The sequence below is a fragment of the Desulfobacter vibrioformis DSM 8776 genome (genome assembly GCF_000745975.1).
GTDB lineage: Bacteria > Desulfobacterota > Desulfobacteria > Desulfobacterales > Desulfobacteraceae > Desulfobacter > Desulfobacter vibrioformis.
Window position 1 is genome coordinate 1 of record NZ_JQKJ01000041.1, and the last position, 23,407, is coordinate 23,407.

Annotated in this window: 18 protein-coding genes; 9 read left to right on the forward strand and 9 right to left on the reverse strand. The window is 48.6% G+C overall.

What is annotated here, in order from left to right:
* Positions 1-114: 114 nt before the first annotated feature.
* The 4 genes from Q366_RS17585 to Q366_RS21415 all read right to left on the reverse strand — a co-directional run bounded on the left by Q366_RS17585 (position 115) and on the right by Q366_RS21415 (position 3,728).
* Positions 115-609 (reverse strand): hypothetical protein, encoded by a 495-nt coding sequence (locus tag Q366_RS17585; protein ID WP_035241571.1) that lies wholly within the window; start codon positions 607-609, stop codon positions 115-117.
* 1,109 nt (positions 610-1,718) lie between these two features.
* Complete coding sequence (locus Q366_RS17590) at positions 1,719-2,189, reverse strand: GNAT family N-acetyltransferase (RefSeq protein WP_084691891.1); 471 nt, start codon at positions 2,187-2,189, stop codon at positions 1,719-1,721.
* Positions 2,190-3,049: 860 nt separating this feature from the next.
* Positions 3,050-3,526 (reverse strand): hypothetical protein, encoded by a 477-nt coding sequence (locus tag Q366_RS17595; RefSeq protein WP_035241574.1) that lies wholly within the window; start codon positions 3,524-3,526, stop codon positions 3,050-3,052.
* Positions 3,501-3,728: a hypothetical protein gene (locus Q366_RS21415; RefSeq protein WP_156968219.1), complete on the reverse strand. Its 228-nt coding sequence runs from the start codon at positions 3,726-3,728 to the stop codon at positions 3,501-3,503. Before Q366_RS21415 ends, Q366_RS17595 begins: the two co-directional genes overlap by 26 nt.
* A 1,077-nt stretch (positions 3,729-4,805) precedes the next feature.
* Here Q366_RS21415 and Q366_RS17610 point away from each other — a divergent pair.
* From Q366_RS17610 to tyrA, 3 genes are all read left to right on the forward strand, one after another.
* The gene (locus tag Q366_RS17610) at positions 4,806-5,885 is read left to right on the forward strand and encodes an integron integrase (RefSeq protein WP_425388334.1); all 1,080 of its coding nucleotides are present in this window, start codon (positions 4,806-4,808) and stop codon (positions 5,883-5,885) included.
* Positions 5,886-5,989: 104 nt separating this feature from the next.
* Positions 5,990-6,604, forward strand: coding sequence for a LysE family translocator (locus Q366_RS17615; RefSeq protein WP_035241583.1), 615 nt, complete (start codon positions 5,990-5,992; stop codon positions 6,602-6,604).
* A gap of 158 nt (positions 6,605-6,762) precedes the next feature.
* Positions 6,763-7,905 (forward strand): bifunctional chorismate mutase/prephenate dehydrogenase, encoded by a 1,143-nt coding sequence (gene tyrA / locus Q366_RS17620; RefSeq protein WP_035241586.1) that lies wholly within the window; start codon positions 6,763-6,765, stop codon positions 7,903-7,905.
* 22 nt (positions 7,906-7,927) lie between these two features.
* On the opposite strand, the gene Q366_RS17625 is transcribed toward tyrA, so the two are convergent.
* A complete protein-coding gene (locus Q366_RS17625) occupies positions 7,928-9,304 on the reverse strand; it encodes a sigma-54-dependent transcriptional regulator (protein ID WP_035241589.1) in 1,377 nt (458 codons plus the stop codon).
* A 16-nt stretch (positions 9,305-9,320) separates the two neighbouring features.
* Entirely contained in the window at positions 9,321-11,132 is a 1,812-nt protein-coding gene (locus Q366_RS17630; protein ID WP_035241592.1) for a two-component system sensor histidine kinase NtrB, read from the reverse strand.
* A gap of 275 nt (positions 11,133-11,407) precedes the next feature.
* Between Q366_RS17630 and Q366_RS17635 the strand changes: the two genes are divergently transcribed.
* Positions 11,408-11,941 (forward strand): periplasmic heavy metal sensor, encoded by a 534-nt coding sequence (locus Q366_RS17635; RefSeq protein WP_035241595.1) that lies wholly within the window; start codon positions 11,408-11,410, stop codon positions 11,939-11,941.
* An 87-nt stretch (positions 11,942-12,028) separates the two neighbouring features.
* On the opposite strand, the gene Q366_RS17640 is transcribed toward Q366_RS17635, so the two are convergent.
* A complete protein-coding gene (locus Q366_RS17640) occupies positions 12,029-12,835 on the reverse strand; it encodes a fumarylacetoacetate hydrolase family protein (protein ID WP_035241598.1) in 807 nt (268 codons plus the stop codon).
* Positions 12,836-12,907: 72 nt separating this feature from the next.
* Here Q366_RS17640 and Q366_RS20510 point away from each other — a divergent pair, with 72 nt between their 5' ends.
* Positions 12,908-13,810 (forward strand): rhomboid family intramembrane serine protease, encoded by a 903-nt coding sequence (locus Q366_RS20510; protein ID WP_169742989.1) that lies wholly within the window; start codon positions 12,908-12,910, stop codon positions 13,808-13,810.
* 158 nt (positions 13,811-13,968) lie between these two features.
* Complete coding sequence (locus tag Q366_RS20515) at positions 13,969-17,292, forward strand: hybrid sensor histidine kinase/response regulator (RefSeq protein ID WP_051958137.1); 3,324 nt, start codon at positions 13,969-13,971, stop codon at positions 17,290-17,292.
* Here Q366_RS20515 and dapF read toward each other — a convergent pair.
* Both dapF and Q366_RS17660 read right to left on the reverse strand, forming a co-directional pair.
* Positions 17,289-18,140, reverse strand: a complete 852-nt coding sequence (gene dapF / locus Q366_RS17655; RefSeq protein WP_084691893.1) for a diaminopimelate epimerase — start codon at positions 18,138-18,140, stop codon at positions 17,289-17,291. The genes Q366_RS20515 and dapF overlap by 4 nt on opposite strands.
* A 73-nt stretch (positions 18,141-18,213) precedes the next feature.
* Positions 18,214-19,344 carry a ribonuclease D gene (locus tag Q366_RS17660; protein WP_035241601.1) on the reverse strand — a complete coding sequence of 377 codons (1,131 nt, stop codon included), beginning with the start codon at positions 19,342-19,344 and terminating at the stop codon, positions 18,214-18,216.
* Positions 19,345-19,746: 402 nt separating this feature from the next.
* Here Q366_RS17660 and thrS point away from each other — a divergent pair, with 402 nt between their 5' ends.
* The 3 genes from thrS to Q366_RS17675 all read left to right on the forward strand — a co-directional run.
* Entirely contained in the window at positions 19,747-21,660 is a 1,914-nt protein-coding gene (thrS, locus tag Q366_RS17665) for a threonine--tRNA ligase (RefSeq protein ID WP_035241604.1), read from the forward strand.
* A 31-nt stretch (positions 21,661-21,691) separates the two neighbouring features.
* A complete protein-coding gene (locus Q366_RS17670; RefSeq protein WP_035241627.1) occupies positions 21,692-22,528 on the forward strand; it encodes an MBL fold metallo-hydrolase in 837 nt (278 codons plus the stop codon).
* A gap of 124 nt (positions 22,529-22,652) precedes the next feature.
* Positions 22,653-23,407, forward strand: a 755-nt coding sequence (locus Q366_RS17675; protein WP_035241607.1) for an ABC transporter substrate-binding protein, incomplete at its 3' end; no start/stop codon positions are given.

Below are 23,407 nucleotides of genomic sequence, written 5' to 3' on the forward strand. Positions count from 1 at the left end.
AAAAAGATATTTTCATATATATGGAAAACCCGGCTCATTTTGGCCGGGCTTGTTCAACAATCGGATAAGATCGTGGTTCGTTCCTCACACGATCTATCCTTATTCGTTATATTTTTATTTAAACAAAATATCTGGAAATCTCTTTCGGGGTATAAGCTGAGCAGTGTCTAAATATCGTTTACGACGGCCAGGAAGATTCATGTTTACTCTAAATGATTTTCCTTTTGGAAGATTAACTAGAATTGTTGAAATGTCTTCATCATTTCCCAATTTAGAATTCCGCTTTATAAACCAGTCGTCTAATTCTTTTTCTGTTAAACAACATATTTGTCGTTCTTGAACACAAACCATTGCGATGAAAACACTATTGCAAATTTTGCAGAGTTTCTTGATTTCTTGTTTGTTTTCACTTGAAAACGTAATTGTGTAATCAAGACCAGATGGTTTACTTGCGTATTTCAAATAAATTCCAATTGTTTCGTTGATTCGAAAAGCGCTACGTGAAATACGGTCACTAAAACGGACTGCATTTATTGAGGTGAACAGTTCATGTTCAGCAATCTGAGTCAATGCTGCACCATGATACATATGGTCGTCATTTATTCTCATAAGCATCCTTTAATTTTAATTCAAGTTAAAATTATCAGACAGTTGAAATATAACGGGGAGCTGAGGGGCCAGGCTTTTGAACCCTAAAAGCTCCGATAAAAGGTTAAATTTCCCTGAACCAGGCACTCCCGAAAGGCCGCGCAGTAAGCCTGGTCCCTCTCCAGCGTTTTGTTGGGCAAAATGGCACCCTTCTACAGTTTTGGAGCAAGCACCCCTATTTTTGGGGAATCATTCCCCAAAAAGTGTAAAGTACTTTTGGGGTGATATGAAGGATGCCGTTCTTTTTAAGAATCCACCAGCTTTGATCCTCGTTTGGGCCAGCTCCAAGGTACATGAACGTATGCTGAATTTACATAGCCTCTTCTCTGAATCAAACCCGTTTGCAGTATTGGGCGAAACGATAATCATAGTCGTTGTTTACTTCCGGGTATGACAATAATGCAAGTTTATAATCATGTGCGCGATAAACAATCCGGGGAGATTGAGTAGCAGTACGCTTCCAAACGTTGTATTCGGCAACGACCTTTCTTCAATCACCCTGAGCAACGGTTGAGTACCGGAATGTATCACAAGCACCCTGCCCTTTCATACCATATTTTTGTATTTAAGGCTGCAAGCAGCTATAGCTCCGCCTTTTCGATTACACTTCCTTCGATTTATCAATTTAATAGACATTATACCGATTTTCCGTAACCTATTGATTTTACTGAAAAGCTGACTTTCAAGGATCCAATAAAATCAGACACTTAGTCAAAATCGGTATAATGTCTAATATGATGACAAAGGTTCAACATCGCCGTCGACAAGCTCAATATTGACCGAAATATACCACCGGAAGACTCATCAATACGATTCAGTGCATGGAAATCAATATCAGCATTATCACATAATCATGTTTTCCTGCTACAGTAACGCGAACCCATACGCTCCGATAACATGCCGTTGATTGCCAGCTGCCAGCAATATAAGGCCCAACGGGGAGCTCAGCTGGCCGGGGGGCATATAGCCGAGCACGTTCTAAAAGCCAAGTTTTTTTCTAAAACCAAGCACGTTCAAAGAGCCGCTAGCTCCCCCCGGTCAGCTGCAGCGTTTTGTTAGCCTTTTTGTTCTTAGTCTCCTTCAAATTCCAACATTAGCCTAAGCATATCCTTAAGCTGAATCCCATCTTCATAGATTGGTTCTTCATAATTAACCAGAAAGAAGTCTTTTTCAATTGAGTATACTCGAAATCCTTCTCGTTGATAAAAGGCCAACTGATATCCAAATGTTCCGGTTCCTACTTCCAACCGTCTCACCTTAGCTTCGCGAGTGGCGGCGATCACATATTGAAGCAATTTTCTTCCGATACCAATTTTTTGATATTCAGGGTCAACTGAGATGTTCATCAATTCATGCGTATTTTCAGAAATTGGTTTAACAACGCATGCTCCAACAATTTGATCTTCCAATGTCACAATAAAGCATTTTGATTGCCTCAAATAGTATTCTACGTTCTTTATTGAAGGATCTGCTTGCAGAAGCAAGTTCATGGGAGCTTTTGAAGCTGTTATTTCTTTTATTTTAGTTATGGAATCTGTCATGATTTTTGTTTGAGGCTAACGGGGAGCTGAGGGGCCGGGCTTTAAACCCCAAAAGCTCCGATAAAAGGTAAAATTTCCTGAACCACATACTTTCCAAAACGCCGCGCAGGTAGCCCGGTCCCTCTCCAGCGTTTTGTTCGACATGTGATCTCCCCTTCAGAGATCAGCAGAGGGGAGCTTCATCGCAGAACACCTTTCCAAAAGGAGGGCTGTAACCGCATTCGCAATTTTTCTGCTGCCCCCTATCCCGGCAATGTCAAGAAGCCGTTTAGCGATCTGCGTGACATCCGCATTGATCCCTGTTGCATCTCAGCAGCCATGGTCACATTGATGCCATCAGCAGTCGGAGCCATTCAATCACAACAACAGTTACCTGTCCGATTAGCCTGCGATACAGGCTGCTTGTTCTTTGTGGGTTGGTCATAAAATGGGCCATTCATGATCAAAGCCGATTCAGGCCACTCTCAACTGCTTGTAATTCCGGCATTATTTTTCAAACTCTGAAAAAATGAGCACAAAGTGGCCGAAGTTATGATCAGGTCCGTTTTTTGTCACCAGAGAGCAACTGCCGTCCATCTTTCACCTAATGGACCATGCTGTAGCCTTTCAAGAACTCTACCCTTTTGGTTAGAGCATTCGAGTTCGGTTTGAATGGTTTCGATCTTTTCATTCGTTACTTCATGCTCCAGCCCCTTTGGGCATTTGCTTTTTGCAGCGTTCTATAAGGCGAACGGGGAGCTGAGGGGCCAGGCTTTTAAACCCAAAAAGCTCCGATAAAAAGATAAATTTCCCTGAACCAGACACTTCCGAAAGGCCGCTCTGTAAGCCTGGTCCCTCTCCAGCGTTTTGTTCGCTTCTTTTCATAGCCGAAGTAAGCTGGAGCCAAAAAAAACAAGCCAAACTAATGCAATAATAAAACTAATTGAAAGTGCAACCATTTTTAATTCAATTTTATTTTTGCTTTCTGTAGAATCGGCCCATTTTTTCAAATAATACAGTCCTATGATACCGATACCACAAGCAGCGCCTAAAAGAATAAAAATGCCGTCGCTTGTAAAAACAAACAATAGTGACAATATAGCAAAAATACATATTAAAATATTGGCCACTACTTTTGTTGGTTGTTTTGATTTGGAAATAACTGCTTTGATTTTTTTGTTTTCTTGTACTTTGGGAAGAAAGATGGATGCACCCCAACACAAAAGAAACAAAATTAATATAAAAAAACCTAAACCTGTTAATTTTTCTTCGCTTGAAGCGCAGGAGGTTAAGAATAGCAGTAAAAAACATACAACAATACTGGATGTGTTTTTATTTTTTGAATTCGTTTTTAACACTCTTTCCCCACTTGATAATTTTTTGTAAATTAGGGAGCACAACTAAACCACAAATAACGCCGAAAACAAATAATGTAATTCCCATTTTAGCAGAACCAGATAACCATACTACCAAACCAGCACCGCAAAATAATGATACAATAGCAATAGCTATAATGACCGGTATTGGGATTAGTCCTCTTTCATTTCGTAAATTTTTCATTGCGTATCCTTTTTGAAAAGCGAACGGGGAGTTGAGGGGCCAGGCTTTTAAACCCCAAAAGCTCCGATAAAAAGATAAATTTTCCTGAACCAGGGGATTCCGAAAGGCCGCGCAGTAAGCCTGGTCCCTCTCCAACGTTTTGTTCGCTTGGTATAAAGTTCAAAATTTTTTCCATGTTGCTTTGAGGACGATTATGGAAGGCTGTGCAAAATTCTGTACTCTGCTCAGCCTCGCCAAGGATATTTTTGGAAATCGGCCCAAATGGTACTCGCCCTTTATAAAACCAATTCCTTCCAGAAAAACATTTCAAAACTTGTCAAGCTGCTTATTCCGCTGCCTTTACCAACCAAAGATCAAGTTCCCTTATAATTTTTTGGACGGTCAAGTCATCCATCAATCAAAGGGCCAGAATCCTTTCGGAAGGCCCTATGAAAATGTTTCTTAAAGCCAGTTAGGCTGCCTGCCTTGAACACGTTTGGTAAAGGCCCATGATAATGTGTCAACAAGCCGAGAGCTTTCCTTTATGGACCAAGTATCAAGCAGCCTATTTTTTTATAAAATCTGGTATCAAAGTCCTTTTTTCGTCTCTTTATCCAGGCTTCATTCAGCCTATTCATTTCCATTTTTTGAAAGCGAACAGTGAAATAGACAGAATGGGCCAATATGGTGATAGACGGATTCTGCCTATTGTATTTATTGAAACATTTGTGTATTATTGTACACAATAACTATTACCCCAGAAATATAATGGGTTCGTATCACATGAATCAACAGAAATCAACACAAGAAAACGAAATTAAAAGATTTTGGGATAATTACATAAACCGCCTGGAACATATTGGTATCAAAGCCAATGTTATCAGGTGGCATGTAATCAGAGCCGAGCAGTATATCAAGGCATTCCCTGACAAGCGTCTGGCGGAACACGGCCCGGAAGAGGTGGTCGCCTATCTGGAACAACAGGGAAGAGCAGGCCAAATTGAGGACTGGCAGTTCAGGCAGATTGTGGATGCTATACAGAATCTGTTTGTCATGCTTGGCGTAACCTGGCTACCCGAAGTGGACTGGAAATTCTGGATGGATTCAGCCGCGTCCCTGACAGAATCGCATCCCACGGTTGCCGCCGGTACGGCGGTTAAAAAAACGATTGATCACCTGTCAAATATAAAGCGCTCAAAACTTACCGCCGTTCGAAAACTTCATACAGATATCCTGGAGCAGCTATTAGTGGAGTTACGGACAAGAAGGTACTCCATAAGAACCGAACAGTCTTATGAATCATGGGTGACGCGTTTTATCTCCTTTTGCGGAAACCAGGAACCTGAAACGCTTGGCAGCGGTGAGGTTGTCAGTTTTCTGCAGCATCTTGCCGTTCAGCGGAATGTTGCGGAAAGCACCCAGAATCAGGCGTTGAATGCTTTGGTCTTCTTCTATGACAAGGTGCTGAAACAGCCCCTGGGTAACATTGGGGATTTTGCACGCGCTAAACGCCCCAGGCGCCTGCCCGTGGTTTTAACCCAAAGCGAGGTCACAAAAATTCTCGACCAGATGGATGGCAGGCAAAAGCTGATGGCTTCCCTGCTTTATGGTACGGGTATGCGGTTGATGGATTGTGTCAGACTCAGGGTTCAGGATATTGATTTCGGATACCAGCAGATCGTGATCAGGGACGGAAAAGGGAAAAAAGATCGTGTGGTCCCCTTGCCTGAACGGCTTTTAAACGAGCTTAAAGTCCACCTTGAAGCGGTGCGTAAGATTCATGACACAGATCTGGAAAAAGGATTTGGTGAGACATACCTTCCCAATGCCTTTGATCAAAAATCCCCCAATGGCGCAAAAGAGTGGGGATGGCAGTATGTGTTTCCCAGCGGCCGGCTTTCAGTTGACCCAAGAAGCGGTAAGACCCGCCGTCACCATATCCACGAGAATGGTCTTCAAAAAGCCATAAAAACGGCGGCCCTGAAGGCCAGTATTCCCAAAAAAGTAAATTGCCACGCCCTGCGGCACAGTTTTGCCACACATCTTCTGGAAAGCGGTTATGATATCCGGACGGTACAGGAACTGCTCGGCCATGCAGATGTCTCCACAACCATGATTTATACACATGTGCTCAACCGCGGGGGAAAAGGCGTGAAAAGCCCTCTGGACGGATTATAAGCTTAGACTATGTTGTTGACGGCGGTCATTTTACATCATATTTTATTACCGCACTATTTCTGAATTTAATAATAAAACTATTCACATCCGCAATGGGAGGCAATATGATATCTGCGCAGTTTTTAATGACATCTTTCATCGTCGTGCTGATGCCGGGAACCGGGGTAATCTACACGGTTTCCAACGGACTTTTTCTTGGGAAGCGGGCCGGCATGGCAGCAGCCTGCGGATGCACGGCAGGTATCATTCCTCACCTGGCGGCCTCTGTCCTGGGGCTTTCCGCAATTCTTCACACATCTGCGCTGATGTTTCAGGCAATAAAATATGCCGGCGCATTGTACCTGCTGTACCTGGCATGGGCCATGTGGCACGACACAGGCATGATCCGGATTAAATCGCCATCACAGGCAAACAGCCTGGGACGAATCGCGGCAAGGGGCATTCTGATCAATATCTTAAACCCGAAACTGTCCATATTTTTCCTGGCTTTTCTGCCCCATTTTATATCCCCTGAAGCAGGTCCGGCACTTTTTCAATTCATGGTTTTAAGTCTTCTGTTCATGGCAATGACCTTAATTGTATTTATCCTGTACGGTCTGGCTGCAAACGGAGTGAGCCGGTACATCACCAATTCACCCAGGGTACTTGTCCGGATACAGCGCTCTTTTGCCCTGACCTTTGCCGCCTTGGGCATCAGGCTTGCGGCCACCAGACAATAAGATTTTTACGGGAGAACCGCTAAAAAAATGCCCCGGATCAGGATCTTTGCATTAAAAAAACAGCCAAGAGTTTATATTGCCAGAACTCACTGACTGATGATACTGTGGGCCGTGTTAACCCATTACCATAAACACAAACTGCGATAAGACCATAAATCATGACCAAAGACAACGCCTCTTTTGCACAGCAAATCAAACCCATTCGGGATGAAATTGACGCCATTGATGCCCGGATTATCTCCTTATTAAGCAAGCGCCGGGAACAGGTGGAAAAAATCGTGGCGGTAAAAAAAGAGCACAAGGTGCCCATTTACCATCCGGCCCGGGAGGAAGACGTGATATCCCGCCTGCGGGGAAAAGCCTCGGACATGGATGTGGACCCTGATTTGGTGGAAAATCTTTACAGAACGATCATGCACCAGTCCAGAAAGAGTCAGACCCGTGTGTCCAAAACCAGTTTGATCCGGCCCCAGGCAAGGATACTTGTTGTGGGCGGTGCCGGAGAGATGGGCCGTCTGTTTGTCCGGTTTTTCACCGACACCGGCTATCCGGTGGATATCCTGGATAAAGATGACTGGGACCGTGCCCAGGCCCTGTGTAAAAACGCAGACCTTGTCATTGTCTGTGTTCCCATTAACGTTACGGTTAAAGTCATTGACGCCCTGGCCCCGCTGATGCGGCCGGATGCGGTGCTCACAGATCTGACTTCGGTCAAAACACTCCCCCTTGAAGCCATGTGCCGGGCACACACGGGTCCTGTACTGGGCCTGCACCCCCTTTTCGGCCCCACCACGAACAACCTGGACAAGCAGATCATCGCGGCATGCTCCGGACAGAAAGATGATGCCTGCCAGTGGGTGATTGACCAGCTGGTTGCCTGGGGTGCCGTGGTTGTGGAAACAAGTGCCCGGGAACATGACCAGGTCATGGAAATTGTCCAGGCTCTTCGGCATTTTGCCACGTTCAGTTTCGGCAGTTTTCTTTACCGCCAGGGTATACCCATTAAACGTACCCTTGAATTCTCCAGCCCGATCTACCGCCTGGAGCTGGGCATGGTGGGCAGGCTTTTTGCCCAGGACCCTGATCTGTACGCTGAAATCATCTTTGCCACACCTGAGCGGCGCCAGCTTTTAAAAACATTTGTTCAGTCCTTGACCCAGTTCCTTGATATGCTTGAATCCGGAGATAAGGACGCGTTCATCAAAGAATTTAACCAGATCGCTGAATGGTTCGGGCCTTTCGGCAACCAGGCCCTGCGTGAAAGCACCTACTTTATAAATAAACTGATTGAACGGTTCTAAACCGATCCTGCCCTGCCCTCTTTTACGGGCCAGTCAATCCGTCCGCCTCATCCCCGTATTGTTTGAGTTTTTTAAGCAATGTTTTCCGGGTAATGCCAAGTCGTCGGGCAGCTTCGCTTTTATTGCCCTGGGCCGCAGCCAGGGTGGATAAAATGGCCCGTTCCTCCACCTTGGACAGGGTGATATTTTCAAGATTCAGCGCTGCACCCCTTATCTGTTCAGGTTCATCATCTAAAATAAAAGAGAGATCAGACCTGCAGAGGTAATCGGTTCTGGCCATGACCACACCGCGCTCCACGGCGTTCATCAGTTCACGGACATTGCCGGGCCACTCATACCGGATCAGGGTATCCATGGCATTGGGAGAGAACCCCTTGATCTCCCTGCGGTTTTTCAGGGAAAACTCATCCAGAAAGTGCATGGCAAGTTCCGGGATATCCTCGGGACGCCGGCGCAACGGCGGAATGTCAATGTGTACCACATTAAGCCGGTAGTAAAGGTCTTCCCTGAACGTTTTTTCGGCGGACATGGCTTTTAAATCCCTGTTTGTGGCGGCAATCACCCTGGCATCCACGGCAAGGGTCTTTTCCGAACCCACGGGTGCAATCTCTTTTTCCTGGATCACCCGCAGCAGCTTTGCCTGCATGGCAAGACTCATCTCGCCGATTTCATCCAGCAAGATACTGCCCTTGTCCGCCAGAAGAAATTTGCCTTTTCGGTTTTTGTCAGCCCCTGTGAATGCGCCACGCTCATGGCCGAACAGTTCGGATTCCAGAAGGGTTTCGGTGATGGCTGCACAGTTGATCCGGATATAGGGATGCTTCCTTCTCATGCTGTTATTGTGAAGGGCAGCGGACACAAGTTCCTTTCCTGTGCCGGATTCCCCTGTGACAAGCACATTGGCATCGGTGGGTGCCACCATGTGTATGGTATCCAGCAACGCTTTCATGGCAGGGCTCTTGCCCAGGATATCGTGGTGAAAGGTGCTGGTTTCCAATCGTTTTTTCAGATCCTGGTTCTCGTTCTTCAGGTGAAGACGTTCAAACACCCGGTCCACGGTGAGTTTAAGCCTGTCAAAATCAAGGGGTTTGGTCAGGTAATCATAGGCCCCGATTTTCAGGGCCTGGACAGCCGTGTCCACCGAGGAATAGGCGGTCATGATGATCACGGGAAGGGCCGGATTAAAGGCATGAATTTTGGCCAGGGCGTCCATACCGGACATTTTCACCATTTTCATATCCATGAGCACCAGGTCAAAGGGGCTGTTTGTCACCGCTTTTACACCTTCATCTCCGTCCGGGGCAACCTGCACGGCATATCCCCACCCTTTCATCAGGGTTTTAAGCATGGTGGCATGGGCTGTATCGTCATCCACCACCAGCACGGTCTTATCGCTCATCAAAAAGTCCTTGATTTTATTCTATTGTCTCATTGCCAGTTACTGCCATGGCTGTTTCATGATCAGGCAGGGTGATATAAAACGCAGTGCCTCTTGAGGGCCCGCTTTCCACCCGGATCTCACCTTTGAGATTCTCAACAATCCTGTGAACGATGGACAGCCCGAGACCTGTTCCCTTGGCCCGGGTGGTAAAATAGGGGTCAAATATTTTTTCAAGATTTTTTGCCTGGATCCCGCAGCCGTTGTCCGCCACCCGGATCTCAAGATGTTCTTCCGCATCAGCCACGCCAACTTCAAGAACCCCGTTGCTGTCCATGGCATTTAACGCATTCATGTACAGATTCAGCAACACCTGGCAGATCCGTTCCGGATCCGTATGAATGGTTTCTCTTCTGGTACGGATATCTGCTTTAACACGGATCTTTTTTTTTCCAAGATCATGGGAAACCAGTTTAAGGGAGTGCCGGATAAGGGGTTCGATCCGGGTCTGCTTGATCTCCACGGCCATGGGCTTGGCAAATTCCAGCAACTGGGTGATGGAGCGGTTCATCCGCTCCACTTCCTGGACCATGATTTTTGCGATCTCCACATCCTCGGGTTCATTTTCATACTGCCGGGCAAAATAGGTGGCAAAGCCTTTGATGGAGCTTAACGGATTTCTGATTTCATGGGCCACACCTGCGGCAAGTTTGCCTATGGCAGCTAAATGCCGGTTGGTTTCCACCTGTTTTTTCAACTCCCGGATCTGGGTCAGATCCCTGAATAAAAGGACAAAGCCCTGGACCTGGCCTTCGTCTGCCGGGATGGCCGAAATGGTCATATCCAGTCGAAGATCGCCGTTTTCTTTGCGGTTCAAAGCCACTTCCCCGGACACGGCACCGCCTGAAGCCGAAAGCCTTGCAGCCATGGCAGCCATCTGGGGACAGGCTTTTTCAGGAATTTCTCCCAGGATCTTTTCCGCTGCCCGGTTGGCTGAAGTCACATTAAACTTTGGATCCAAAGTGATCAGGCCCGAGGGCATATTCTGGACCACATTGTCGGAAAACGCCTTGACCTGTTCCAGGGATAACTGGGCAGCCCTGTAAGCCTGGAGGGCAAACAGGGCAATAATTCCGGAACAGCAGAAAACAAAAAACAAAAGCCCTTTGATCACAATGTTCTTAAATCCCCGGGCCTGGGCTGCCTGCACCCCGGTCATGGACATGCCGGCAAAAATATAGAGATCGGTCTGCCCAAATTCGCCGAAAGCTGACCTGGCCAATCGTTCAGCGCCTGGCGGTACGGGCGGCATCCTTTCGTGGCCGTAGCCGTAGCCGGGATCGGTGCCGGGTCCCCGTCTTCGACCTCTGAACCTAGGATTAAACGCCACAAAACGCTTGGCCACTTCCAGAACCGGCCCATCCGGTGTGTTCAGGGAACGGCTGGAGATCAGGTGGGGATCCCTGGGCAACGGGCCAAGGTCTGCCCATCTGTCATAAATTTTACCCACCATGGCGGCATCGGAATGGGCGATGATCTTTCCCATGGCATCGGTGATCATAATATAGGCAACATCGGGCTGACCTGCGGTTTCCTCCAGCATGGACTGAATTCTTTCGGTGCCCCACTGCATGGATCCCATACCAATCCGGGTACCTGCTTCAAATGTGCGGATTAAAGAGGTGCCTGTGATTAAAAACCGCTCCCGGATAAACTCATCCTGTTTTTTAACCCGGTCCAGGGTCATCAGGATAAACACCGGCAACAGCACAACCAGGACCCCCACCATAATCAGAGGCGGCACCAGATCCGGCATTTTCCGGGGAATATTTAATTTAAATCTATTCATTTAGGTTAACACAGAGGTATAAACAGTATATTTTTTACCCAATTGTATACCCCTATCTGGGTAAAAAATATACACTATATCTGTTTTTTAAAAAAATCCTGATATTACACTTAGCTCAGAAAGGCCTGATACGAAACGGTTTCAATGAATTTTAAGACATGTGGCACGCCATTTGCTATCTATACTTGGCAATACAGTTCAGCAACAAGGATCATAAGCTTAGGAACATAAAACACGAATCACAGAACATACACCAAGGGCCACAAGGAGACAGTATGAAAAAAACATTAGCCACATTAACCATCCTGGTTATCACATGCACCTTTTCCGCCAGTGCATTTGCAAGCCCCCCCAAAAAAGGCAAGGACGTAAGGCAGGCCAGGCCCCTGGCGTGCATGAACCTGACCGATGAACAACAGAACCAGCTTCGCGATCTGCATCAAAAATTTATTGATGACACCTATGAGATGCGTGCGGACCTGATGAACCTGGATCAGCAGATCCGCATGTACATGGAAACATCTAATCCTGATCCGGCAAAACTCAAATCCATGATCATGGAAAAAGCCGATTTAGCAAAAGATCTGGATGTTAAACGCATGGACTTTGCCCTGGATGCCAGAAAAATATCTCCTGAATTAAAATATATGCCCATGGGAATGGGCCCAGGATTTAACGGTTCTGGTATGGGATACGGCTTCCGGGGTAACGGCCCTGGCCATCATGGATTTGGCAGGGGCACCGGATTTAATGGTAGCCCGGGCCTGGGATTTGACGATCCCCAAGATGAACCCCCCTCCGAAAAATAACGAATACCCACCGCTCAACCACATATCCTTCCATCAACTCCCTTCTCTCCTGTCCCCCCGGGTAACACACCCGGGGGGACATCCTTTTTACCGCTCTTTTTCCACAGGATTCTCAAGCACGCCAATGCCTTCAATTTCAACCTCAATCCGATCGCCTGGTGCCAGATACACACGGGGTTTGCGGGTAAAGCCCACCCCTTCGGGCGTACCGGTCAGGATCAGGGTGCCGGGTAAAAGCGTGGAAGACTGGGACAGGTAGGAAATCATATTCGCTATACTGAATACCATGTCGCTGGTGTTGCTGTTCTGCATGACTTCACCGTTCAGGCGGCACTTGATGGCAAGATTCTGGGGATCTGTAATTTCGTCTGCCGTGGTCATGACCGGTCCACAGGGGCAAAAGGTATCATAGCTTTTTCCCCTGGTCCACTGGAATGCACCGGCATGTTTCTGCCACCGCCGGGCAGAGACGTCATTGGTGCAGGTATAGCCAAGCACATAATCCAAGGCCTTATCCTCGGGAACATTTCTAGCGGCAGTTTTAATGATCACCCCAAGCTCGGCCTCGTAATCCACCTCGGGCGGATCTGACGCACATTTTGGGATCACGATGGCATCCTTGTGCCCTGCCAGGGACCCGGGATATTTCATGAATACAGCCGGATATTTTGGGATTTCCTGGCCGGTCTCTTCTGCATGCCGCCGGTAATTTATACCGATGCAGATAATGGCAGACGGCGCCACCGGAGGCAGAAGTTTCACAACATCCACCCGTTCACCGGTATTGCTGAAACTTTTGTCCTCAGACTGTTCCACCAGACACGCCGTTTGTCCGTCCCAGTCGCACCCCATGACTTCTTTACCCTGCTGGGTAATAAAACGAATGATCTTCATTTAAGGCTCCTTTATTCTTTTTATGGCATGGGCTATATTCAGCCAGAAATAATCACATCCGGCAAGGAAAAAATGAAATCGATCTTCACGACCCGTATACACAATGAAAACAGCAGAAAGCAGGCTGATATTATCCTGGTGGTCCTGGCTTCCCAGTCTGTCAGGGCGGTCATTGATACAAGTCCTGACGGATTGTGCAACATCCTTGTGTCCGATGACGATGTTTTTAAGGCCCGGCAGCAACTGAAAAAATACGCAAGGGAGAACAAGCTGGTCCCCAGGCCTGCCACCCCTGTGCCGGCCAGAATTTTTTTCTCCCCATCGGCCCTGGCACTGGCCTTTTTTCTGGCAGCCATCCATTACATCATCATCACCAGGGGCCTGCACAAACAAGCGATTCTGAACTTTGGTTCGTCTTCGTACTATCTGAGCCAGGGGCAAAGTTTCAGAGCTGTGACAGCCCTGTTTCTGCACAGCGATACAGCCCATCTCCTGGGAAATATGGCCGGAATACTTGTACTTGCTGGCCCGTTACTGCGTGTGACCGGTTACGGACAGGGCCTTTTACTGCTTTTGGCCGCAGGCACGGCCGGCAATCTGATATCTGAAAGTTTGGGCCGGGATTTAAGGCTCTCCATCGGCGCCTCCACAGCGGTCATGGCCGCAGCAGGCCTTCTGGGGGCCCGGCGCATGACCATTGACACAGATCCTGGCCATTCCATATTTCCAAAACTCAAATGGCTGGGCCCCTTTGCAGCGGCAGCCACACTTACAGCCATGTTCAGCCACGGTGAACATACCGATGTATCTGCCCATCTGTTTGGTTTTCTTGCCGGTACCGGAATCGGGTTATGTTATTATCCGTTGTCTGCACCTTTATCAGGTCCGGTTGTGGGCCGTATCAGCTTTGGCATTGTTCTGGCAATTTTGTGCATGGCCTTTATCCAGGGTGTTTTGACTTTTCTGCCGGGATAAAATAAAGCAACAAAACCTGTCTTTTGCCCTAAAAAGCGCTTTAAGCTGTTTTGCTGCGGATTAGATGGCCGCCTTGACTCGGCTAAATACTTGCCTTTAGGTGCTTGGTTGTCTACACTATCGAATCATATATCCTCCCCGTTTTCGGAGAAAACGTAATGAACAATGGACACAAAAACAATTTTTGGAATCAAAACCCCGGGATTAAATTTCCCGGGATGCGTTCCTACCAGGTGGGCGTGGCCGTTGTATTTGGGTTAATCGGATTTGGTGTGAACTTTTTGGACATCAAGTTTATAAACAGCCCGGATTATAAAATCAGCATTCTGGCCGGGCTGTTTTTTCCCCTGCTCATTGCCCTGGCCTGGGGCTGGCGCTACGGGCTGCTTTGCGCCCTGGCCGGCGGATGCCAAGCCATGTGGTGGCTCTGGTACGGGGACGGCTGGGGGATACTTTACTCGGTACCGGTCTTCACCTTATGGATCGTCTGGCACGGTTGGTGGGCAGACCACCGCCCCCAGGGCCATCCCTGGTATATGTCTTCGTTTGCTGTGGAAATTCCGTTTCGCATCATTATTGAACTGGGCTTTGTGCTGGTATTCCAATGGCTTGTATCGCTGAACCCACCGCCCTGGAACCCTTTGGCTACCGGGGACCACGTGAGTCCTGCCTGGCTGCAGACCGTGGCGGTCAAACAAACGGTGACAGCCTATATTCTTCTGATAGCAGCTTATGTGACGCTCAGCCTGGAACCTGTCCGGCGTTTTTTCGGCCTGCCGTCACGGTCCACCCAGGGCGATACCATGATCATATATGCCGGGGTCCTGCTGTTCGGACTGACCCTGTGGACACTGGACGTCCTGGTGAATTACTTTTTTTTTCCCCGTGAGGGACAAACCTTCTGGGAAATAGCCGTGCATGGGGCAAACCCCAAAGAGGTGGTCTTTCGATCCTTTTACGTGACCGCGGCGCTGTTGATGGGGATCCTACTGAATCGTTTCAACCGCAGACATGTGGAACTGCAAATGCGCCTGGACCACCAGAACCGTGTGCTGGCAGCCATCCGCAACGTTAACCAGCTCATTGTCGGCGAAAAGGACCCGGATCACCTTTTGGATGAAGCCTGCCGTCTGCTGGTGGAAACCCGGGGGTTCCATAATGCATGGATCGTTCTGACGGTGGACGGGCGACCCAAGGAACCATTTTACCATACAGGATTCAACGGCGGATTTACCCCCATGGCCGAGCGCCTGACCGCCGGAAATATGCCAGCCTGTGCCGAAGCAGCCCGCATGTCCGGTGATATTCAGGTAAAAAGCAGTCCGCCGGACCAATGCAAAGACTGTCCGCTGGGCTCCCAGTATGCCGGCCGGGCCGGGCTGTCTGTGAGTCTGAATCACGCTGGCAATAATTTTGGCTGGCTCTGTCTGTCCTGCCCCATCGAATTTTCCCACTGCCCTGAAGAACATGACCTCATAAAGGAAGTGGCAGGCGACATTGCCTTTGCCCTATGGGCCATTGAAAACGAAAATCAACGAAAAACCGTTGAACGTCAATACGCCGCCGTACTGGCGGCTTCTGTTGATGCGGTGGTGGCCACTGACCCCGAGGGCAGAATCACGGTGTTCAACCCCGGCGCGGAAAGAATGTTCGGCTGCGGGGCAGAAGCGGTCCTGGGCACGCCCATCACACGCTTCTGTCCTGAAGACCGCCTGGCAGAACACGAAAAAGTGATGCACCGGGTGCATGAAACCGGGGAAGTGCCCGCTTATGAGTCCGAAAGGCTGACTGCCGATGGCCGGCGGATATGGGTAGAGTTCTCAATGAGCGTGGGCAGGGACGATCAGGGGCGTCTCCAGCAGGGGGTCAATTTTATTTTACGGGATATCAGCGAACGAAAACAAATGGAATTTGAGCTGATAAAAAAGCAGGCCCTTTTGAAAATCACGGAAGAGTTGAGTCAAACCGGTGGCTGGGAATGGGATGTGGACCGGCAAAAGATGTCCTGGACCGAAGGCATTTACCGTATTTATGAACTTGATCAGAAGATGTTTGACCCCAATATTCCGGATCCCTTTCAGCGCAGTCTGCCCTGCTACGATTCAAATGATCAAAAAAAGGTCAGCCATGCCTTTTTGATATGTCTCAGAGATGGTGAACCATATGATTTTGAATGTGCGCTGACCACTGAAAATGGCAGGCAAAAATGGATTCGCACCATGGCCCAGGCCGTTCGCAGAAACAGGCGGGTGGTCCAGGTAATAGGCAATATCATGGATATCACCAACCGCAGGCAGATGGAAGAAGAGACGATTCAGTTGGAAAAACGGATGCAGCAATCCCAGAAAATGGAATCCATCGGTTCCCTGGCCGGCGGCATTGCCCATGATTTCAACAATCTCCTTTTTCCGATTATCGGCTTTTCAGAAATGCTCATGGAAGATTTTTCCGAAGGCAGCACCGAATATCAAAATGCCAGGGAAATTTTAACGGCGGCCAGGAGGGGCAGCGAGCTTGTCAAGCAGATCCTTTCCTTCAGCCGTCAATCCGAAGACAAAACCATGCCGGTTCAGTTTCAAGGTATTTTAAAAGAGGTGCTTAATCTCTGCAGGTCAAGCCTCCCCACCGATATAACAATCCACCAGGAGATCAATCCCCAATGCGGTTTTATAATAGCGAACCCGACACAGCTGCACCAGATCGCCATGAACCTTATTACCAATGCCTATCATGCCATAGCCCCGGGCCATGGAGAAATATCAGTAAAACTATCTGAAACACAATTTTGTCAGGAGGATATCCCGGCCTTTTCACTTGAACCCGGCCGATACGCGATGCTGACCGTGTCGGATACAGGTAAAGGTATTGCCCCTGACACCATAAACAAAATATTTGATCCGTACTTTACCACCAAGGAGAACGGCAAAGGTACCGGCTTAGGTCTCTCTGTTGTTCACGGAATTGTCAATAAGTATGGCGGAGAGATAAAAGTCTACAGTGAAATTGGACAAGGAACCACGTTTAATGTTTATATTCCTTTGATGGAAAAATCGGTCGAAACCACAACCGAAGAAAACATGCAAATGATACCGGGCGGCAATGAACGCATTCTTTTGGTTGATGACGAAGAACAGATTATTCAGATGTTGAAAATCTTGCTTGAACGGCTTGGCTATCGCGTAACGTCCCGTACCGGAAGTGTTGACGCCCTTGAAACGTTCAAGACAAACGCCGACTCATTTGATCTGGTAGTTACAGACATGACCATGCCCAACATGACCGGTGATCAATTGGCAAAAGAATTGCTGGCCATTAAACCGGATATCCCGATCATCATGCTTACCGGCTTCAGTGAACGGATTAACAGAGAAAAAATAAATGCCCTAGGGATAAAAGGATTTCTGATGAAACCTGTTTTAAAATCCGATATGGCGCTGGAAATCCGGAGAGTATTGGGGGAGAACAAAGAGATTCTCTCCTAAATATCAATATTTCCCTTAAAAACAGTTTGGGCAGGCCCGGTCTTAAAAATATGGCCGCTGGATTCATCCCATGAAATATCCAGGGCCCCGCCGTCCAGATGAACACGCACCTGACGCCCTGCCCGTCCTGTGAGATGAGCGGCCGTGGCCGCGGCACAGGCCCCGGTGCCGCAGGCAAGGGTTATACCGGCCCCGCGTTCCCACACCCGCATTTTTAATGCGGTATGAGAAAGGACTTCAATGAACTCCACATTGGTTTTTTCGGGAAAACGAGGGTGATTTTCCACCATGGGGCCAATTGTTTCAATGTCCACCAATGACAAATCATCCACAAAAATCACAGCATGGGGATTCCCCATGGAGACACAGGAAACGGACATTGTGCCCTGCCCTGTTTCAATGGGCACCTCCAGGGCCGTATCCCCGTCATGGACAAAAGGGATCTGTTCGGGGACAAGCCTTGGCACGCCCATATCCACGCATACGGATATCACCTGGCCGCCTTGCTTTTTTTCGATCCGGGGCACCATGGTACCGGCCAGGGTCTGAACCTTGAGTTCATCTTTGACAAGCATATTGTTTTCATAAAGATATTTGGCAAAACACCGCATGCCGTTGCCGCACATTTCAGGTTCAGACCCATCGGAATTAATGATGACAAACCGGATATCATGGGTATCGGAATGCCGGGCCAGGATAATGCCGTCGGCACCAATGCCAAACCGCCGGTGACACAGGCGCAAAGCCAGTTCCGGATAGTCTATGTGCCCGGCAATGGTCTTGTCCCGGTCATCCAGCATGATAAAATCATTGCCGATACCGTGCATTTTCCAGAAATTGATGCGCATTGTTTATTCTTTCTCACTTAATGGGCGCCAAAGGCGCTTCGCCCTCTTGTCTCTTGTTTCCAGTCTCTTGTACTCACTGCACCCGGGACAGGGTATCCATAATCTGATCCCCAAGGGCCTGGACCTGCCAGTTTCGCATACCCGGAATCTGCAGCAGATCTTCCGGGCTTGCTGGCTTGTCCGCTGCCACAGCGGCAATCATATTGTTGTTGATCAAAAATCCGGGCTCCATGGCCAGGGTCCGGGAAGCGGTTTCACGCATTTTCTTTAATGCATCAATGCGGCCAAGAACCTGGGAGGTTTTCCTGGGCATCCGGGTTTTGGGGTAAGAAGGCAGTTCCCGGTGGGGTAAGGCAAGGGCGGTTTCAATGGCCTTGACGCACAACGGCCCGTACATACCTGCCTGTTTCGGGCTTAATGCCCGATGCGCCAGCACAGCCTCAACACTGGTCGGCCTGTGCTGAACCATGGCCAGGATGGACTGGTTGGACATGATTTTAAAGGGTGGCAGATCCTTTTTCTCCGCCTGACAAATCCGGACTTCCAACAGATGCTCCAGCACAGCAAGGCTTCTGTTATCAAGTTTGCCCGCCCCCTTGAACCGTTTAAACAAGGGGCGTAGATGATTGCTCTCGTATTTTACCCTGGCCTGCAAGCCAAACTCCTCCTGGGCCCAGGCCAGGCGGCCGATCTTTTCAAGGCGGTCCGTTAAAAGGTCATGCAGTTGCACAAGCGTTGCCACATCACCCACACCGTAGGCAATCATCTCCTCTTTCAAGGGCCGTTTTGCCCAGTCCACCTTCTGGTATTTTTTATCCACATCTATATTGAAAAAGGATTTCAAAAGTGCGCCCAGGCCCCGTTCCTTTATATTTAAAAACCGGCAGGCGATCTCGGTGTCAAACAGGTTTTCAATCTCAACGGACAATTCCCGGTCCAGGCTTCTGACATCAAAATCTGATCCATGAAACACCTTGATAATATTCGGATCTTCAAGGATACGGGAAAAGGGCGAAAAATCATTGATCAGAAAAGGATCCACCAGCCAGGCCTGGCTTGGGCCTGCAATCTGGATCAGGCATATCTTTTCTGAAAAACAGTGCATGGAATCGGCTTCCAGATCCACGCCGATTATCTTACAGGGTTGAAGTTTCAGGCATACTTGTGAAAGCTCTGTGTCCGTTGTTACAAACTGATAAACCACCTTAATTTTCCCTTGATTGTTTAAAACACTTCTTTTAAGATTCTTTTTTTATATTTAATGGCTTTTAATTACAATGCTTAATCATAAACGTCTGATCATACGCTGCCTTGGGAAATTGGGCAAGGTCGGGCATGATATATAACGGCTATGACCTGACGGACACAACAAACTATGAAAAACATTTTGACCACAGAACACACGGAAATCACAGAATTCTATCTTCAGTGTCTTCTGTGATTTCCGTGGTTAAACTTTTTCATATAAACCCACATGGGCCGCAAGCCCACAACGAACAATGAAACTAAAGACACCAACAATGCGGGTTAAAAGGGGCGCCTCAGGCGCTTCGCCCTCTTGTTTCCTGTATCTTGTCTCTAGTTTCTTATAACAGGACGCAAAAAAATGATTCAAATTACGTTCCCGGATAATGCAGTAAAAGAATTTGACACACCGCCCACAGGCATGGAAGTGGCAAAAAGCATTTCCGAAGGATTTGCCCGCAACTGCGTAGCCATGGAAATAGAGGGGAAAGCCCTTGATTTAGGCGCTGTCATTGAAAAGGACAGTGGGGTGAGCTTCATCACAGCCAATGACGACAAAGGTCTGGATATCCTGCGCCACTCCTCGGCCCATGTCATGGCCGAAGCTGTTCTCAATCTCTACCCGAACGCCAAGCTGACCATCGGCCCTGTGGTGGAGGATGGATTTTATTATGATATTGACATGGCACCGGTGAGCGAAGCAGACCTTGAAAAAATCGAAGCTGAGATGAAAAAAATCATCAAAGCCAAGGCCGGTTTTGAACGGCAGGTGGTCACCCGGGAACAGGCGTTGGCACTTTTCGCCGACAACCCCTTTAAGGTGGAACTGATCAACGAGCTGCCCCAGGGCGAAGAGATCTCTTTGTACCGGAACGGCAAATTCATTGACCTGTGCCGGGGCCCCCATATTCCCAATACGGGCATGATCAAAGGCGTCAAACTGTTAAAAACCTCCGGTGCCTACTGGCGGGCGGACCAGTCCAGAGAACAGCTCCAGCGACTGTATGGTATCTCCTTTTTTGACAAAAAAAAGCTCAACGCCTATCTGACTCTGATCGAGGAAGCCAAAAAGCGGGACCACAGGAAACTGGGCACCCGCCTGGATCTGTTCTCTTTCCATGACGAAGCACCGGGCATGCCCTTTTTCCACGCCAAAGGCATTGCCATGTGGAACGCGCTGTTAGACTACTGGCGCATGGAACATAAAAAAGACGGGTATGTGGAAACCAAAACCCCTGTGATGATGACCAGAAAACTTTGGGAGCAAAGCGGGCACTGGGCAAACTACCGGGAAAACATGTACACCTCCACCATTGATGACGAGGAATACGCCATCAAGCCCATGAACTGCCCCGGCGGCATGATCCTTTACAAAACAAAATCCCACTCCTACAAAGACCTGCCCCACCGGGCCGGAGAGATCGGGCTGGTACACCGCCATGAATTTTCAGGCGCGTTGTCAGGCCTGTTCCGGGTCCGGGCCTTTCACCAGGACGATGCCCATATTTTCATGACCCCGGACCAGATCCAGGAAGAAGTGTTAGGCGTTTTAAAACTGGCTGAACGGGTCTATGCACGTTTCGGGCTATCCTTTCACCTGGAGCTGTCCACAAGGCCTGAAAAATCCATCGGCACGGATGAGCAGTGGGAAACAGCCACCAACGGCCTTCGCAATGCCATGGAAGCCTATGGCAGGGAATTCATGATCAATGAAGGGGATGGGGCATTTTACGGGCCCAAGATAGACATCCACATCAAGGACGCTTTGGGCCGAACCTGGCAGTGCGGCACGATTCAGCTGGACATGGCGCTGCCGGAACGTTTTGACCTGGCCTACAAGGGCGCGGACAATGAAAAGCACCGGCCCATCATGATCCACCGGGTGATCTACGGTTCCATGGAACGGTTCTTCGGTATCCTTGTGGAGCATTTTGCCGGGCGCTTCCCCCTGTGGCTGGCCCCGGTCCAGGCCGTGGTTCTGCCCATCAACCAGGAACTGGCCCCCTATGCCAAAGAGGTCCAGCATCTGCTGGAGGTCCATGACATCCGCTGCGATGTGGATGACAGAAGCGAGACCCTTAAAAAGAAAATCAGGGAAGCCCAGCTGAATTATATTCCCTTAATCATCACCATCGGTGACAAGGAAAAGGAAGACAAGGTATTGTCCGTGCGCACCCTGGACGGCAAGGTCAAGATGGGCGTCACCCACAAAGCGTTCCTGACCAAAGTCTGCACCCATATCAGGGACCGGGTTCTGGAGGATATTGCCCTTTAAGGGACTTGAAAAAACACAGGAGCAATATGCCATGGAGATCACCTGCCTGCTTGAAAACAACACCACGGACCCGCAACTTGCACCGGCCCACGGCTTAAGTTTTTTTATCCGCACACGCACCCGGTCCATTCTTTTTGATATGGGGCCGGACAACAAATTTGCAGACAATGCAAAACAGTTGGGTGTAGATCTGGCAAAAACAGACATGGCAGTGCTGTCCCACGGGCACTATGACCATGGCGGCGGCATCCCGCAGTTTCAAAAAATCAATTCAACGGCAGAAATCATCATGACCCGGGGGGCCATTGAAGGCAGGTACTATGCCCGGTACCTGGATTATGATCCCCGATATATCGGCCTTGATTGCGATGCCATTGACAAAAGCCGGTGCCGATTTATTGATTCGGATCTGGCCTTGTCCAGTGAGTTAACCCTTATCACAGGCTTTTCAAAAAAGGGGTTTATCCCCCAGGATAATTCAGGTCTTTTAAGGCAGCAGGAAAACGGCCAGCTGATTGAAGATGAATTTTCCCACGAACTGGCCCTGCTGATCGTGGAAGACGGCACGTCGGTCCTGTTTACCGGGTGCGCCCACTCGGGCATGGGGAATATGATTGATACGGTGCTTACCCGCACAGGCCGGGATCAGATTGACCATGTGATCGGCGGATTCCACCTGTATAACCGAATCACCCGGGTCACTGAACCGGACAGCCGCCTGGATATTCTGACCCATGAACTGTCATCCTATGGTGGCACAGCCTATTATACCGGCCACTGCACAGGTCCGGATGCCCCGGCCTACATGTCCCGCAAAATGGCGCGCCCCATCAACGTGTTTGCCACCGGCACCCGGATTGAAATCTGAATCATCCCAACGCGTTATTAATTATTGAAATAGAGTGGCAAAGACCATATTTTTTATTGACTTTATCTGTTTTTTGAATTTAGGTAGGATCATTTTCATTTAAATTCAGAAGCGAGGAAGGGTCATGAAAACATCTATTTTCGTATTTCTTTTTGCTGTAGTTTCGTTTTATTTCCAACCTGCCATGGCGGAAGGCCCCCCTATAATCATTGCAACAGGTTGGGGCGCAATGGACGGAACAGTGAACATTGCCCAGGAGAAAGGATTTTTCACGGAACAGGGGATAAATACAACAATAACATCTATGGGAAGGGGGAGTAAAATAGCAGGACTGGAATTCCAGGCGTATTTACAGGGAAAGGTCGATGCAACGTGTAACACCTGTCTCCGTATTGTCCGGTCAAATTTTAACACATCTGACCATGTTATTATCGGGACACTTTCCTATTCTGATAACCAGATGAAACTGCTTGCCAGAAAGAGTGCGGGCATTACCAACATTTCGGACCTGAAGGGCAAGAAGATCGCCTTGCCCAGAGCCGGATTCGCCCATTTTTACCTTGAAAAATTTCTCTTGTTCAACGGGTTGACATTAGATGATGTCGAAGAAGTCTTTGTGGGCAAAAAAGAGATTCCAGGCACCATTGAGCGCGGGCTGGCCCATGCGACAATGCAGCATGGAGTACCCATTGCGGAAACAAAAAAGATCCTTGGAGAGGATTATGTGATTTTTCAGAACCCGGCCATTCACAGGAAGACCTGCCAGCTCGTGGTTCCCCGGAAATGGGTGGCAGAGCACCGTGAACAGGCCAAAGGGATGCTGCGGGCCATTCTTAAAGCCGAAGAATTCATCAAGACCCATATGGATGAAAGTATTGA

Bases quoted from the DNA above. Each gene is read 5' to 3' on its own strand.
- Q366_RS17585 (WP_035241571.1), bottom strand. From the start codon at position 609: ATGAGAATAAATGACGACCATATGTATCATGGTGCAGCATTGACTCAG.
- Q366_RS17590 (WP_084691891.1), bottom strand. From the start codon at position 2,189: ATGACAGATTCCATAACTAAAATAAAAGAAATAACAGCTTCAAAAGCT.
- Q366_RS21415 (WP_156968219.1), bottom strand. From the start codon at position 3,728: ATGAAAAATTTACGAAATGAAAGAGGACTAATCCCAATACCGGTCATT.
- Q366_RS17610 (WP_425388334.1), top strand. From the start codon at position 4,806: ATGGATTCAGCCGCGTCCCTGACAGAATCGCATCCCACGGTTGCCGCC.
- Q366_RS17615 (WP_035241583.1), top strand. From the start codon at position 5,990: ATGATATCTGCGCAGTTTTTAATGACATCTTTCATCGTCGTGCTGATG.
- tyrA (WP_035241586.1), top strand. From the start codon at position 6,763: ATGACCAAAGACAACGCCTCTTTTGCACAGCAAATCAAACCCATTCGG.
- Q366_RS17625 (WP_035241589.1), bottom strand. From the start codon at position 9,304: ATGAGCGATAAGACCGTGCTGGTGGTGGATGACGATACAGCCCATGCC.
- Q366_RS17630 (WP_035241592.1), bottom strand. From the start codon at position 11,132: ATGAATAGATTTAAATTAAATATTCCCCGGAAAATGCCGGATCTGGTG.
- Q366_RS17635 (WP_035241595.1), top strand. From the start codon at position 11,408: ATGAAAAAAACATTAGCCACATTAACCATCCTGGTTATCACATGCACC.
- Q366_RS17640 (WP_035241598.1), bottom strand. From the start codon at position 12,835: ATGAAGATCATTCGTTTTATTACCCAGCAGGGTAAAGAAGTCATGGGG.
- Q366_RS20510 (WP_169742989.1), top strand. From the start codon at position 12,908: ATGAAATCGATCTTCACGACCCGTATACACAATGAAAACAGCAGAAAG.
- Q366_RS20515 (WP_051958137.1), top strand. From the start codon at position 13,969: ATGAACAATGGACACAAAAACAATTTTTGGAATCAAAACCCCGGGATT.
- dapF (WP_084691893.1), bottom strand. From the start codon at position 18,140: ATGCGCATCAATTTCTGGAAAATGCACGGTATCGGCAATGATTTTATC.
- thrS (WP_035241604.1), top strand. From the start codon at position 19,747: ATGATTCAAATTACGTTCCCGGATAATGCAGTAAAAGAATTTGACACA.
- Q366_RS17670 (WP_035241627.1), top strand. From the start codon at position 21,692: ATGGAGATCACCTGCCTGCTTGAAAACAACACCACGGACCCGCAACTT.